Origin of the sequence: Streptomyces sp. NPDC005775 (assembly GCF_042871565.1) — a bacterium.
Classification (GTDB): domain Bacteria; phylum Actinomycetota; class Actinomycetes; order Streptomycetales; family Streptomycetaceae; genus Streptomyces.
On record NZ_JBIAIU010000015.1, the window covers coordinates 223,126 to 237,157 of the forward strand.

Sequence of the window (14,032 nt, forward strand, 5' to 3'; positions counted from 1 at the left end):
CGAACGAGGCCGCCCGGTGCATGGTGCACCGGGCGGCCTCGCCCGTTACGGGACCGCCCGTACCGGCGCTCCAGGTCCCGGTCCCGGGGCGTCGCGCCGCCGGGACCGGAACACCGCCGCGTCAGCTCTTGGCGCCGTCCCACCGGTAGACGGAGTAGACGTCCATGCACTCCTTGTCGGCGGCGTTCGCCTCATCCGCGCCGTCCGGGAGGTCACCCGCCTCCGCCGTCGCGGGAGCCTCGTACACGGTCCCGTCGCGCCAGTCGGCGCCGACGACGAGGGTCAGTTCGCCGGCCTCCGCGTCGGCCTTGACGGCCGTCGTCGGCAGCCCCAGGGCCTTGGCCACGGACTCCGCGTCGGACTTGCCCTGATCGCCGTCCTCCTGCGGGTACCGCACGACCGTGGTCTTGACCGGCTCCCCGGTTTGAGCGGATTTGGCCAGGCCGAAGCCCTTGCCGTTCAGGAGCTGAGCGACTTCGGTGGCCCGGCCGTCCTTCGCCGGCTGCCCGACACCCGTGCCGTTGGCCACCGAGACGTTCAGGGTCCCCGGGGCCGCCGCGGGCGGACCGGGCGCCGTCGCGGAGGGTGAGGCCTTCGCCTTCGGCTTGCCGTTCTTGTCGAAGGCGACGTCCTCACGGAGCATCTGCCACATCTGGTCGGCGGACTTCTCCACCATCACGAGCCGGTTCTTGTCCTGCGACCACTCGACCGTCGGAATCGTCGTCGTCGTGATGCGGTTGATCGGCACGTTCTTGAGCTGCGTCGACAGGTCGTAGAGCTTCTTCACCGAGCGGATCTCGTCGGAGACCTGGAGGGCCTCGGTGGCCGTCTCGGCGAGGTTCATCAGCCGGCCCGCGTCCGACCACGCGTTCTGCTTCTTGAGCGTGCGGAGCATCGAGTTCATGTACATGTGCTGGGCCTTGGCCCGGTTCTGGTCATTGCCGAAGGCGTGCCGGGTGCGCAGCCACTTCAGCGCGTCCTCGCCCTGGACCGTGCTGGTCCCCTCCGGCAGCTTGAGGCCGGAGCCCCCCTTGACCATGCGGGTCGGCCGGTCCCACACGCCGGTCTTCACACACACGTCGACGCCGCCGATCGCGTCCGCCATCGCCACCACACCGGCGAAGTCGATCATCATCCAGTGGTTGATGTAGACGCCGGTGAGCTTCTCCCAGGTGGTCAGCGTGCAGCCCGGACCGCCGCGCTGCAGGGACTCGTTGATCGGCTTGTTGTCGGTGGCGGGGTACGACTGGCCGGTCTCGTCGTCCTTGCACTCGGGGATCTCGACGATCGTGTCACGCGGGATGCTGACCATCGAGGAGCTCTTCCGGTCCGCCGAGATGTGCAGAAGCATCTGCACGTCAGCCCGCGGTTTGTCACCGACGGAGTCCCGGCTGCCGCCGAGCTTCACGTTCTCCGCACTGTTGCGGCTGTCGGAACCGAGCAGCAGGATGTTGATCGGGGTCTGCCCCGCGGCGTTGGGTGCGGCCTTCTTCACGCCGCTCTCGCCGCCGCTGCGCGCACTGCTGCGGATGTTGTTGTTGAGGTGCTGGTAGTACAGGTATCCGGCGGTGGCCGTGCCCAGGACCAGCAGCGCCAGCGCGATCGCGATCCAACGGAACACGCGGCGTTTACGGGACTTCGTGGCCGCCCGTTTACGTGACTTGCCGCGCCGATGGCCGGCCCGGCCGCCCCCGCTCCCGCCGCCCTCGTTCTCGTCGGTGCGCGGGTGCGGGCCGTCGTCGGTGGGGAGGCCTTCGTCCCTCCCCAGGGCGCGGGCGTGTGAAGCCCGTGGTCGTGTCCCCTCCCCGGGCGTGCTGCTCCGTCCCACCAGGACCCCCCTGCTGTTCAGACTCGCGATATCGCGCAGTGACCTGGTGTCACTTGGCGCACACTTCCTTGTCGGCGCTGGCCTTCGGAATGTCGATCTTCGTCGGCCCGGTGATGGGAGTGCCCGCGCCCTTGAAGTCCGCCCCCAGCGTCAGCACCATCGCTTGCAGCCCCACGGCGTCCTTCGTGCCCGGCTTCATCGCCGTGGCGGGAAGGCCCATCATCTCGGCGAGCGCCCGGGCCTGGTCGGCCTGGTTCGGCGCGTACTCGAGCGTCGTCTTGGCAGCCTTCGCCGGGGCGTTGGCCTTGTTCGTGGACTTCAGGACTCCCTTGTCGTTCTGCAGCCACGAGACGGTCTGCTGGGCACCGCCGGCGATCTCCCCGCCGTTGTACACGTCTACGCGGACGTCGGCCGCTGCCGCCCTGGTTCCCTTGAGGAGCGCGTTCTGCTTGCTCTTGGCGGCCTTCTTCTGCGCGGCCACCTCGGTCAGCGAGGTGTCCGCCTGCATCATCGAGAGCAGTTGGGGCGCCTTGACCGGGTCCACGACCACCGTGATCGGCTTGGGCTCCGCCGGGTTGTCGATCACCGGCAGCGTCACGAACGTGATGTTCTTCGTGTCGATCTTGGTGAGCTCCTTGGCGAGCGTGCTCAGCTTCGACACCGAGTCGATGGCCGAGTCGACCGTCAGCGCCTTGGTCGCCGAGTCCGCCAGCTTGTACAGCTTCGTCGGGCTCGTCAGCGTGTCGTTCGACTTCATCTGCCGGATCATCGAGCCGATGAACTGCTGCTGGCCCTTGATCCGGTCGAGGTCGCTCCCGTTGGCGTAGGCGTGCCGGGTCCGTACGAACGCCAGCGCCTCCTCGCCCTGGACCTTGCTCGGGCCCGCCGGCAGGTCGAGGTGCGACTTGTCGTCCTTGACCGCGTGGGCCAGGCAGATGTTGACGCCGCCGACCGCCGTGGACAGTTCCTTCACCGCGTTGAAGTCGACCATCATGAAGTGGTCGACCTGCAGGCCGGTGAGCTCCTTGACGGTGTCCATCGTGCAGCCCGGGTCGCGGCCGTCCTGGCCGAGGCTGGTGTTGAAGCGGACGTTCTGCGTGCCCGGAATGGTCTTCTCCGAGCCGTCCGCCTGCTTCGCCTTGCAGTCCGGGATGTTGGTCATGAGGTCGCGGGGGATGCTCATCGCCGTGGCGTTGGTGCGGTCCTCGGAGACGTGGAACAGGATGTTCGTGTCCGCGTGGCCGGTACTTCCCTTGTCGCCGTAGCCCTCGTTGCCCTTGCCGGTGCGCTTGTCCGTACCGATGACCAATATGTTGAGCGGCGCGTTGGCCGTGACGACGTCCTTGTTGCCGCGGTCGCCGATGTCCACGGTGTTCAGGTTGCCGTTGAAGTGCTGGTACAGCCAGTACCCGCCGGCCGAGGCGCCGACGAGCAGGAAGGCCATCACGCCGCCCGTCCAGAGCAGCGCCTTCTTGCGGCGGGCCTTGGGGGCCTTGCGCTTGCGCCGGCCCGCGCTGTTCTCGGCGGAAGCGGTGGCCTCCTGGCCGCGCGGGCCGGGGGCCGCACGGCGGCCGCCCTGCCGGGGCACCTCTCGGCCTCGGCGCGATCCCTCACCCGCCGCCGCACCGCGACGCTCCCCGTCGCCCTCACGGACGGCACCTCTGCGCCCGGAACTCCGCGGAGCCGAAACCCCGGGCGCTCCGCCCGAATCCCCTCCGGAATTGTTCAGTCGCAGTTCGTAGTCGCCGGTGTCCGGGTTGAGGACCCATTGGTCTGCGGGATCGATTTCTTCCGCCCGCCCACGGCCTTGTGCATCCACGGTTGTTTGAGTCCTCCGTCGGTGCCACGCGAGGCGCCTCCCCCGATAAGGCGCTCAGTCTTTCGCTCCGGAAGTACGCGGCCAGGAGGCCGGAAGCACCGGATCGCGTCACACTATCCGGCCCGTTCGCTGTCCAGCGACGGGCGTGACATATTCCACGGCCCTTACAACCGGGCATTCTTCCCATTGCACGCCGAACATTGAGGGCGGCTTGGTCATTGCTTTACTGCTTGCACAGGTCGGTTGCCGCATTGTTCCCCGAGTAGGTGGGAGTGGGAGTCGGTCCGGAGGCGTCGGCGGCGTCAGTGTTCTTTCCGCCGTCATCCTTGAGCTGATCCGCGGGCACGACGGCGACGGGCTTGTCGTCGCGCAGTTGCCTGAAGAGCTTGTCCGCGTCGGGCTGCACCAGTTCGTCCCGGTTCGCGTTGGTGGCGTACGGCTGCCGGGGGACGGTCAGGAACTGCACCTTGTCGGTCGGTACGTTGCGCATGCCGCGCACCAGGTCGTAGAGGTCCTTGAGGCTGTCCAGACCCGGGTCGGTGGTCAGGGCCTTGGTGGCCGCGTCCAGCACCGGGTAGAGCCGGGTGGGGTTGAGCAGGACCCCGTTGCTCTGCACCTTGTTCACCAGTGCGCCCAGGAACTGCTGCTGGCGGTCCATCCGTTCGGTGTCGCTGCCGTTGCCGATGGACTTGCGGACCCGTACGTAGCCCAGGGCCTGCTCGCCGTCGAGCTTCTGGCGGCCGGTCGGGAGCTTGAGGTGGGCGGCGCTGTCGTTGATCGGCTTCTTGAGGCAGATCTCGACCCCGTCCACCGCGTCGACCATGTCCTTGAAGCCGTCGAAGTCGATGACCATGTGGTGGTCGATGCGGATGCCGGTCATCTTCTCGACCGTGCGGATGGTGCAGGCGGTTCCGCCGAACTCGAAGGCCCAGTTGAACTGCGCGAACTGCGGCTTGCTGATGCTTTTGTCCGCCTTGTGGCACTCCGGGATCCGCACCATCAGATCGCGCGGAAGAGACATCGCCGTGGCACTTTTCCGGTTCGCGGCCAGGTGCAGCAGGATCGTGGTGTCCGAACGCTGGCTGCCGCCGTCGTCACGGCCGTACTTGCTGTTGTCCCCGGCCCGGCTGTCCGAGCCGATGAGCAGGATGTTCTGCGCGTCGTGGACGACGGACGAGGGGCGTTCCTTCTCGTACGCCCTGAGTTCGGCGGCCGCGGAGGTGTCCGTCCTGATGTTGCCGTCCAGCTTCTTGTACAGCCACCAGCCGGCGCCCGCGGCGACCAGTACGACGAAAGAGGCGCCGAGCGCGGTCCAACGCAGCCAGTGACGCTTGCGCTTGACGACGATGTCGAGAGCCGGGCCCGGCCCGCCGGGGCCCTTCGGCGGCGCTCCGTGCGACGGCCCGCTGCCGGACCCGCTGCGCGTCTCGCCGCCCGGGGCGTCCGCCGGGGTGCGCGTCTCGCCGGGCTCCGCACCGGGTGAACCGTCCGGTGTCGGGGCCTGGTCCCCGCCCGCGTCGTCGGGATCGGCCGGCGGTCCGGCGCTTTCGGTCACGTCTGCGTCCATCCTTCACGTTCGGCAGCGCGCTGGGCCGCCGGTCGCACAAGTAGACGGCTGAACCTCACGCTTGGTTGTGCCTTGAGTGGTCCGTACCGCAGATCATGTACCGGAGTTGACGCATCGCCGGGAGGGCTCGGCCCACGCTGGGCCGGACGGGTGGCCCTCGGACCGCTTGTCATACCGCGGTGTCGCGGCGGTTGAGGCCGCCCGCACCAGCGGTCGGCCGTCACACGGTCCGCGTGACCCGCTCGCTCTCGACGCGCTGGGCGAGACCGTCCGCGCCCAGCTGTCCGAGATGCCGGCACAGCACCACGGAGGCCCCGGTGGCGAGCGGCGCGAACAGCCCGGCGCTGAGCCCGTCCCACGTGTCGTACGTACGTCCCGACAGCAGCCGCGACCCGGCGCCCAGCCCCCACGCCGCACCGTCCTCGCGAGCCCGCGCGACCAGCTCCGCGCCGGTGAACCCACCGCCGCCCACGGTCAGCGCCGGGGCATCCGGGTCGACGGGCGCGAACGGGGCGAACCGGTCGCCCTGTCCCGGCACCTCGACCGCGTAGTCCGCGAAGCCCTCGGGAGCCTGCGGGAACCTGCCGCCCATCGGGCGGAGCGCCAGCGCGATCCGCTCACCGCGGCAGGCCCGCGCGGCGTCCAGGCTGTCCGGCCCGGAGACGACGAGGTCGGCCGCGGCGGGGTCCCCCTGCACATCGGCGACCACACCGACCGAGGCGCAGGCCAGCAGCCAGACCGCGGACTGCCAGTGCGCGGGCAGCAGCAGCGCGAGCCGGTCGCCGGGTTCGGCGGCGAGGTCGCCCTGCAACAGGTTCGCCGTCTTGGCCACCCAATTGGCGAAGGTGGCCACCGACAGTTCGACGCGCTCCCCGGTGGCGTCGTCGTAGAAAGTGACCATGGGGCGGGCCGGGTCCGCGGCGAGCGCGGAACGCAGCAGGTCGGCAGGGGTGCGGTCGCTGGCGTTCATGCGCAGAAGGGTACGCGCCGGTGCCGGGAGGGGCCGGGTACGGCGGGAGCCGGGTACACCGGTTCGGCAGACGGGCCGTCAATCGCCCGGAAAAGTCCCGGTCGCCGGAGTGGCGCGCCTGTGCCAAGGATCATGTGTATGCGTGCCTTCATTGCATCCTCCATGGGTGTCACCTGTGCGGCAGCTCTCGTACTGCCGCTCGCCGCGCCTGCGGGCGCCGCCGTCGACACCCCCGCCCACCCGGCCGCCGCCGGATCCGTTCCCGCCCGGGCATCCGAACCGGCGCACGTGCCCGGTTCGACGCAGTCCCTGGCCCTGAACCCGATGTCCTCCCCTCCTGTACGGGCCACCGGCGAACCCGCCGCCGCTGAACAAGGGCTGCCCGAGCGTGACGTCCAGCCGTTCTCCCTGGTCGGCGTCGTCTGGGACGACGTGGACACCGAACTGCACGGCACCGCCCAGGTCCGCACCCGCGCCACCGGCACCGACCGCTGGTCGCAGTGGCAGGACCTGGAGACGCACAACGCCGAGCACTCCGCCGACGCCGGAACCGAAGAGCGCGAATCGGGTGCCGCCCGCGGCTCCACCGCCCCGCTCTGGGTCGGCGACAGCGACGGCGTCGAGGTCCGGGTACGTCCCGAGGCCCCCGCCACCCGGGACACGGCACCCGTGCCGCTGCCCGCCGGGCTGCACCTGGAACTCGTCGACCCCGGCAAGGACCCGCGGCAGGTCACCGGCACCGACCGCGCGGAGGCGGCGGACACCGGCGCGGCGGGCGCCGGCCGCACCCCCGCCACCGTGCTCCCGGCCCTGAACAGGACCGAGACCGAGGAGGCCGCCGGCCTGGCGCCCGCCGCCAAGCCGTACATCGGGCCGCGGCCCCGCATCATCACCCGCAAGGGATGGGGCGCCGACGAGAAGCTCCGCGAGAGCGGCTTCGCGTACACCAAGAGCGTCAAGGCGGCCTTCATCCACCACAGCGCCACCGGCAACAACTACACGTGCTCGCAGGCGCCCTCGGTCCTGCGCGGCATCTACCGCTACCACGTCAAGAGCAGCGGCTGGCGCGACATCGGCTACAACTTCGCCGTCGACAAGTGCGGAAACATCTACGAGGGCCGCGCCGGAGGTGTGACGAAGGCCGTCATGGGCGCGCACACCCTCGGCTTCAACACCAACACCATGGGCATCGCCGTGCTCGGGACCTTCAGCAAGTCGAACCCGCCCGCCGCCGCTGTCACCGCCGTCGAGAAGCTCACCGCCTGGAAGCTCGGGCTGTTCGGCGCCAACCCGAAGGGCAAGGTCACGCTGACCTCGGGCGGCAGCAACAAGTACAAGAAGGGGAAGAAGGTCAAACTCAACGTCATCTCCGGCCACCGGGACGGATTCGCAACCGAATGCCCCGGAGCGCGTCTTTACAAGAAGCTCGGCACCGCCCGGACCGCTTCGGCCCGGCTGCAGGGCCGCTGACGCGAGCGGAGCCATGACCGGGCACCGGCCGCGCCGGGGGCCTGCTGCGGGCTGCTGACCGAGGGGCCCTCCACCGGTCTGCATACACTTGCCAGCCGAAGAAGCTGCTGTCCGGTCTCCGCTGTGCGCCGGACGTCCCGCGCTGATCCAGCGGAGACCGGACAGCAGCTTCTCACCAGGCCCGGCCCCAGCAGGAAGCGAAGACAGTGCTGTGACAGAGGCAAAAGAAGCGATCCTGCTGGTCGGCGGCAAGGGAACCCGGCTGCGCCCGCTCACGGTGCACACCCCGAAACCCATGGTTCCGGCAGCGGGCGTCCCCTTCCTCACGCACCAGCTGGCGCGTGCCCGGGCCGCCGGGGTCGAGCACATCGTCCTCGCGACGTCGTACCTGGCGGAGGTCTTCGAGCCCTACTTCGGCGACGGTTCGTCGCTCGGCCTCCACATCGAGTACGTCACCGAACGCGAACCGCTCGGCACCGGCGGCGCCATCCGCAACGTCGCCCACCGGCTCGCCTCGGCCCCGGACGAACCGGTCCTCATCTTCAACGGGGACATCCTCACCGGCCTCGACATCCGGGCGCTGGTCACCTCCCACGCCGACTCCGGGGCGGACGTGTCCCTCCACCTGACCCGGGTCGACGACCCCCGCGCCTTCGGCCTCGTGCCGACGGACGACACCGGCAAGGTGACCGCGTTCCTGGAGAAGCCGCAGACGCCCGAGGAGATCGTCACCGACCAGATCAACGCGGGCGCGTACATCTTCCGCAGGTCGGTCATCGACACCATCCCGGCGGGCCGCCCGGTCTCCGTGGAACGCGAGACCTTCCCCGGACTCCTCGCCGACGGCGCGCACCTCCAGGGCATGGTCGACTCCACGTACTGGCTGGATCTCGGCACTCCGCAGGCGTTCATACGCGGCTCCGCCGACCTGGTCCTCGGCCGCGCCCCCTCCCCGGCCGTCCCCGGCCGCTGCGGCGACCGCCTCGTCCTGCCGTCCGCCTCCGTCGCCCCCGACGCCAAACTCTCCGGCGGTACGGTCATCGGCGACGACGCCGTCATCGGCGCGGGCGCCAGGATCGACGGCTCCACCGTGCTCGCGGGCGCCGTCGTGGAAGCGGGCGCAGTGATCACGGACTCCCTGGTCGGAGCGGGTGCCAGAATCGGCAGCCGTACGGTGCTGGCGGGCGCGGTCGTCGGCGACGGGGCCAAGGTCGGCGCCGACAACGAACTGCGTGACGGTGTCCGCATCTGGTGCGGCGCCAACCTGCCCGCCGCCTCGGTGCGGTTCTCCTCGGACGAATGACCGGACCGGCCACCTCCCCGTGGTCTCCCCGAGTGGCCGGAATTCGCCGTACTCTCGACAGGCACCCCCGACGACCGAGGACCTCATCCGTGGCAGGACGATTCGCTCCCCGTAGCGCCCCGCGCGTGGCCGTCCCGCACCAGACGGCGACGCCCGTACCGGCGCCGCTGACCCGCGCCTGGACCCCGCCGGGCCCACTCGACCTGCGCCTCGTCCTCGGCCCGCTGCGCCGCGGCCCCGCCGACCCCACGTTCCGGATGTCCGCCGACGGCTCGGTCCGCCGGGCCAGCCGCACCCCCGCCGGCCCCGGCACGCTCCACGTCGTCGCCCGCGCGGGCCGGATCGAGGCGGCGGCCTGGGGGCCCGGCGCGTCCTGGCTGCTGGACCAGCTGCCGACACTGCTGGGCGCGTCCGACGAACCCGAGGCCTTCGCCCCGCGCCACCGGCTGCTCGCCGTGACCCACCACCGCCGCCCGGGCCTGCGGCTGCTGCGCACCGGCCTGGTGATGGAGTCCCTGATCCCGTCGGTCCTGGAGCAGAAGGTCACCACGGACGAGGCGTACCGCGCCTGGCGGCTGCTGGTCCGGACGTACGGGGAGCCCGCGCCGGGCCCGCAGGAGTACGGCCTCTACGTCACGCCGGACGCACGCACCTGGTCGCTGATCCCGTCCTGGGAGTGGCACCGCGCGGGCGTGGACAGCAAGCGCTCGGCGACGATCCTGCGCGCGGTCCGGGTGGCCCGCCGCATGGAGGAGGCAGCCGCCATGGAGCTGCCCGAGGCCATGGCCCGCCTCCAGGCGATCCCCGGCATCGGCCCGTGGACGGCCGCCGAGACCCTGCAACGGGCGAACGGCGCGGCGGACGCGGTGACGGTCGGCGACATCCACCTGCCCGGCATCGTCGGCCACGCGCTGGCCGGCAACCGGAACGCCGACGACGAGGAGATGCTGGCCCTGCTGGCCCCGTACGAGGGCCAACGGCACCGGGCCACCCGCCTGATCCTGCTCTCGGACAACACCCCGCCCCGCCGCGCACCACGCATGCAGCCGCGCAACATCGCGCGCCTGTAGAACCCCCCCCGCCGGGGCCCGGGGCGGGGCCCCGAAACCCGCGCCCCGCCGGACCTGGACCCCCCGAACGGCGCCCCAACGCGCCTACCGCACCGCGACGAACCCCTCCGCGTCGCGCCCCACCCGCGGTGACGGCGCCTCCACGGCCCGCCCCACGGCCACCGCCCCCAGCGGATCCCACGACGCGGGCAGCTCCAGCACCTCCCGTACGACGTCCCGGCAGAACATCGTCGAGGACACCCACGCCGAGCCGAGCCGCTCGCCCGCCAGGGCCACCAGGAAGTTCTGGATCCCGGCGCCCGCGGCGACCACGAACATCTCGCGCTCCGCCCCGTCCCGCCTCGCGTCCCCGTACGTGTGGGAGCCGTCCATCACCATGCACGGCACCACCAGATACGGCGCCCGGCGCAGCACATCGCCCCGGCGCACCCGCTTGGCGATCGACTCCTCGCTCTTCCCGTCACGCCGCAGGTCCGCGATCCACGCGTCCCGCATCGCGTCCAGCAGCCGGGTCCGCGACTCCGGCGACTCCAGCAGGACGAACCGCCAGGGCGTCGTGTGGTGCGGCGCCGGGGCCGTCACCGCCGCGGCCACGGCCCGCCGTACCGCCCCCGGATCCACCGGCTCGTCGGTGAACTCGCGGACCGTACGCCGCTGGGTCACCGCCTCCCGCACGGCCTCGGACGTTCCCAGCCGGAACATGTCGTCGGCCGCGACCCGCACCATCGCGCGGGCCCCGACGGCGTCCTCCGGATCCAGAATCCGGCCGAGCCCCCGGACGACCGCGACGGGCAGCCCCTCCGCCTTGCCCTTGACCAGGTCACCGGCCGAGGCCAGCTCGTCCGCGGTCGCGACCACGGTCGCGCTCAGCGGATTGCCGTGCGCGTCGGTGCCGCCCCGCAGATCGTCCAGCACCCGCACCCCGGCCGCGCCGATGGCGACATCGGTCAGCCCGTTGCGCCACGGCCGCCCGAAGGTGTCCGTGACGACGACGCCGACCTCGACACCGAGCGTGTCCCGCAGCCCCTCCCTGATCGCCCGCGCCGAGGCGTCCGGGTCCTCGGGCAGCAACAGGACGGTGCCGGCGGGGGTGTTCGACGCGTCGACCCCGGCGGCGGCCATGACCAGGCCCTGCCGGTTCTCCACGATCCGCAGCGTGCCGCGCCGCGCCACCACCCGTACCGTCTCGGCGTCGATCGCCGCCTCCCGGTCGGTGGCCTCGACGATCCGGCCCTCCGCCTTGGAGACGATCTTCGAGGTGACGAGCAGGACGTCACCGTCGGCCAGTCCGGGTTCGGTGGCGGCGATCAGCTTCGCGAGATCGTCCCCGGCCCGCACCTCGGGCATCCCGGGCAGCGCCCACACCCGGTACGACGGCGCGGCGTCCGGGGCGGCGGCGCTCACGGGCGTACCTCCTCGGCCAGGGCCAGCGCCTGCCGCGCCATCTCGGCCGTGGCGGCGACGTCGGTCATCATCAGCGGCACGGAGCGGCAGCGGATGCCCGCGGACTCCACCTCGTCCACGGCGCCCGCGTCCACGGTGTCGACGAGCCAGCCGTCGAGCAGCCCGGACCCGTAGTGCTGGGCGACCGCCGCGGCCGTCGACTCGACGCCCACCGCGGCCAGGACCTTGTCCGCCATCCCGCGCACCGGCGCGTCACCGACGATGGGGGAGAGGCCGACGACCGGCACCCCGGCCTCGGCGATGGCTTCCCGGATTCCGGGCACGGCGAGGATGGTGCCGACGGAGACGACGGGGTTGGACGGCGGGAAGAGGATGACGTCGGCCCCGGAGATCGCCTCCAGGACGCCCGGAGCGGGCTTGGCCTGCTCGGCGCCGACGGGCACGATCGCCTGCGCGGGGACGGAGGCGCGCAGCTTCACCCAGTACTCCTGGAAGTGGATGGCCCTGCTCTCGCCGTCGACGTCGACCGCCACGTGCGTCTCGACCCGGTCGTCGGACATCGGCAGCAGCGTGACCCCGGGCTTCCAGCGCGCACAGAGCGCCTCGGTGACGGCGCTCAGCGGGTAGCCCGCACCGAGCATCTGCGTACGGACGATGTGGGTGGCGAAGTCACGGTCGCCGAGCCCGAACCACTCGGGGCCGACGCCGTACGCCGCGAGTTCCTCCTTGACGTGGAAACTCTCGTCGGTACGGCCCCAGCCCTGCTCCTCGTTGATGCCCCCGCCGAGGGTGTACATCACGGTGTCGAGGTCGGGGCAGACCTTGAGGCCGAACAGATGGATGTCGTCGCCGGTGTTGCCGATCACCGTGATGCCCGCGTCGGGCGCGGCCTCCTTGAGGCCACGCAGAAAACGAGCACCACCGATACCGCCGGCCAGAACCACAATGCGCATGCGCACAGTTTGTCAGGCGGGGCCCGGTGGGTGGAGGCAGGCCGTCAGACGGTGGCGACGGCCGGGGCGCACCGGGCGGCATGCATCGGCATATCGGTCAGGCCCGGGTAGTAGACGTGCAGGCTGACAGCCGGTTCGAGGGAGTCGTTGACCACCTCGTGGATGTACCCGGGGGCGAAGACGCGCTGCGCCCCGGCGTCCAGCGTCCGCTTCCCCCGTTCCGTACGCTCGGTCAGTTCGCCGTCCAGGACGGTCAGTACGCCGGAGGACGGGCCGTGGTCGTGCAGGCCGCTGCCCTGGCCGGGGACCCAGCTGAGCAGCCAGACCTCGTAGCCCGGCCCGGTGCGGAGCCGGTGGTACCAGCGGGTGGTCGTGTCGTACCGGACGAGCGGGGCCCACTGGGAGCGGTCGGCGGCGATGGTGCGGGCGAGGCCGGCGAATTCCGCCACCGTGGCGGGGTGCTCGCGGTCGGGGCGCAGGAGGTGTCGGACCTCAAGGAGGTCTCCGGCGATCTGGAGGTCGCTGTCGCTGTTCATGGGTGCGGGTGATCCTCGGCAGGAGTGCAAGTCGTGCAGTGCGGATGCGGGGGCTTCGCAGGACCTGGAGACCGGGCGACCGCGGGGGCCGGGAGGCCGTGCGGGGGAGGTCCGGGGGTCCGGGATGAGCCGTGTCGAGCTGGAGCGCGAGGGCTTCAACAGCTGAGACAGCTGGAACAGCAACAGCGAGCCTGGACAGCGCTGCGGAACCCACGGATGTGGGTGGCGCGCATCGCTGAGGTCGCTGGCATGACATCAAGAAGAGCCGGAGAATCTTCGACTGTCAACCCAATGACCGATTTGGCCGCAATGTTTCACCTCATCCGGTTACTCCACGCGGAGAAAGGTTTATGCAGCCTCGGTGCCGGACAGGTGGCGCAGCAACCCGGCGGCAAACATGGTCGCGCCGCCTGTGACCCGACTGTGATCTTGGTCGCTTCGGTGATCGAATCGCAACGTGACCGGCACTGCGGGAGTTCTTCCTCGGGGAGGGTGGCGGCGCGATGGGGCCGATGGCATATGTCAGGTTTTTGGTGATTTGAACACTTTACGCATACGCTTGGTTCCGCAGAGTGAATACCGGGGTCAATAGCAGATCTGAGCTTGACTGGCCCGAAGCTACACACTTGTAATTTCACTCGTGTCGTGAGGCCGATTCGATAACGGCCGCATCACGGGGACGCAAGAGACGGACGAGGGGCGCACATGACCGAGCTGTTCCAGCAACTGCTGGTCGAGGACGCGGACGAGGAGCTCGGCTGGCAGGAGCGCGCACTGTGCGCCCAGACCGATCCCGAGTCCTTCTTCCCCGAGAAGGGCGGATCCACCCGAGAGGCCAAGAAGGTCTGTCTCGCCTGTGAGGTCCGGTCCGAATGCCTTGAGTACGCCCTCTCCAAGGACGAGCGGTTCGGCATCTGGGGCGGCCTTTCCGAACGGGAGCGACGGCGCCTCAAGAAGGCCGCGGTCTGACCCGGCTCCTGACGAGAACACCCCGGCCGCACAGGCCGGCCGCACGAAGCCGGACCCCGGGGAGCGGGCCGCTCCCGGGCCGGAGCCGCCCATGGCCCGCCGCCTGCACCCTGCCCGCAGGCGGCGGGCCATCGCCGTGCCCG

General features: G+C 70.9%; 11 protein-coding genes. 4 read left to right on the forward strand and 7 right to left on the reverse strand.

What is annotated here, in order from left to right; translation table 11 throughout:
* Positions 1-121: 121 nt before the first annotated feature.
* The 4 genes from ACFYPA_RS30475 to ACFYPA_RS30490 form a co-directional block, all read right to left on the reverse strand.
* The gene (locus ACFYPA_RS30475) at positions 122-1,621 is read right to left on the reverse strand and encodes an LCP family protein (protein ID WP_359082973.1); all 1,500 of its coding nucleotides are present in this window, start codon (positions 1,619-1,621) and stop codon (positions 122-124) included.
* A 256-nt stretch (positions 1,622-1,877) separates the two neighbouring features.
* Positions 1,878-3,647 carry an LCP family protein gene (locus tag ACFYPA_RS30480; RefSeq protein WP_359315022.1) on the reverse strand — a complete coding sequence of 590 codons (1,770 nt, stop codon included), beginning with the start codon at positions 3,645-3,647 and terminating at the stop codon, positions 1,878-1,880.
* Positions 3,648-3,870: 223 nt separating this feature from the next.
* Positions 3,871-5,214, reverse strand: a complete 1,344-nt coding sequence (locus ACFYPA_RS30485; protein WP_359315019.1) for an LCP family protein — start codon at positions 5,212-5,214, stop codon at positions 3,871-3,873.
* A gap of 220 nt (positions 5,215-5,434) precedes the next feature.
* The gene (locus tag ACFYPA_RS30490; RefSeq protein ID WP_359315016.1) at positions 5,435-6,184 is read right to left on the reverse strand and encodes a TIGR03089 family protein; all 750 of its coding nucleotides are present in this window, start codon (positions 6,182-6,184) and stop codon (positions 5,435-5,437) included.
* Between the two features lie 138 nt (positions 6,185-6,322).
* Between ACFYPA_RS30490 and ACFYPA_RS30495 the strand changes: the two genes are divergently transcribed.
* The 3 genes from ACFYPA_RS30495 to ACFYPA_RS30505 all read left to right on the forward strand — a co-directional run bounded on the left by ACFYPA_RS30495 (position 6,323) and on the right by ACFYPA_RS30505 (position 10,027).
* Positions 6,323-7,654, forward strand: coding sequence for a peptidoglycan recognition protein (locus ACFYPA_RS30495; RefSeq protein ID WP_359082977.1), 1,332 nt, complete (start codon positions 6,323-6,325; stop codon positions 7,652-7,654).
* A 211-nt stretch (positions 7,655-7,865) separates the two neighbouring features.
* The gene (locus tag ACFYPA_RS30500) at positions 7,866-8,957 is read left to right on the forward strand and encodes an NDP-sugar synthase (RefSeq protein ID WP_359082978.1); all 1,092 of its coding nucleotides are present in this window, start codon (positions 7,866-7,868) and stop codon (positions 8,955-8,957) included.
* An 89-nt stretch (positions 8,958-9,046) separates the two neighbouring features.
* A complete protein-coding gene (locus ACFYPA_RS30505; protein WP_359082979.1) occupies positions 9,047-10,027 on the forward strand; it encodes a DNA-3-methyladenine glycosylase 2 family protein in 981 nt (326 codons plus the stop codon).
* Positions 10,028-10,111: 84 nt separating this feature from the next.
* Here ACFYPA_RS30505 and ACFYPA_RS30510 read toward each other — a convergent pair whose 3' ends face one another.
* From ACFYPA_RS30510 to ACFYPA_RS30520, 3 genes are read right to left on the reverse strand one after another with little or no spacing between them, the layout of a single operon-like run.
* On the reverse strand, positions 10,112-11,431 hold the full coding sequence (locus ACFYPA_RS30510; RefSeq protein WP_389135536.1) for a coenzyme F420-0:L-glutamate ligase: 1,320 nt from the start codon (positions 11,429-11,431) through the stop codon (positions 10,112-10,114).
* Positions 11,428-12,384, reverse strand: a complete 957-nt coding sequence (cofD, locus tag ACFYPA_RS30515; RefSeq protein ID WP_389135540.1) for a 2-phospho-L-lactate transferase — start codon at positions 12,382-12,384, stop codon at positions 11,428-11,430. The genes ACFYPA_RS30510 and cofD overlap by 4 nt, the downstream gene beginning before the upstream one ends.
* Before the next feature lie 44 nt (positions 12,385-12,428).
* Complete coding sequence (locus ACFYPA_RS30520; protein ID WP_359315005.1) at positions 12,429-12,920, reverse strand: cysteine dioxygenase family protein; 492 nt, start codon at positions 12,918-12,920, stop codon at positions 12,429-12,431.
* Positions 12,921-13,625: 705 nt separating this feature from the next.
* Between ACFYPA_RS30520 and ACFYPA_RS30525 the strand changes: the two genes are divergently transcribed.
* The gene (locus ACFYPA_RS30525) at positions 13,626-13,889 is read left to right on the forward strand and encodes a WhiB family transcriptional regulator (protein WP_018103995.1); all 264 of its coding nucleotides are present in this window, start codon (positions 13,626-13,628) and stop codon (positions 13,887-13,889) included.
* Positions 13,890-14,032: the final 143 nt, after the last annotated feature.

Coding starts and splice junctions, on each gene's coding strand:
- ACFYPA_RS30485 (WP_359315019.1), bottom strand. CDS start 5,214: ATGGACGCAGACGTGACCGAAAGCGCCGGACCGCCGGCCGATCCCGAC.
- ACFYPA_RS30490 (WP_359315016.1), bottom strand. CDS start 6,184: ATGAACGCCAGCGACCGCACCCCTGCCGACCTGCTGCGTTCCGCGCTC.
- ACFYPA_RS30495 (WP_359082977.1), top strand. CDS start 6,323: ATGCGTGCCTTCATTGCATCCTCCATGGGTGTCACCTGTGCGGCAGCT.
- cofD (WP_389135540.1), bottom strand. CDS start 12,384: ATGCGCATTGTGGTTCTGGCCGGCGGTATCGGTGGTGCTCGTTTTCTG.
- ACFYPA_RS30520 (WP_359315005.1), bottom strand. CDS start 12,920: ATGAACAGCGACAGCGACCTCCAGATCGCCGGAGACCTCCTTGAGGTC.
- ACFYPA_RS30525 (WP_018103995.1), top strand. CDS start 13,626: ATGACCGAGCTGTTCCAGCAACTGCTGGTCGAGGACGCGGACGAGGAG.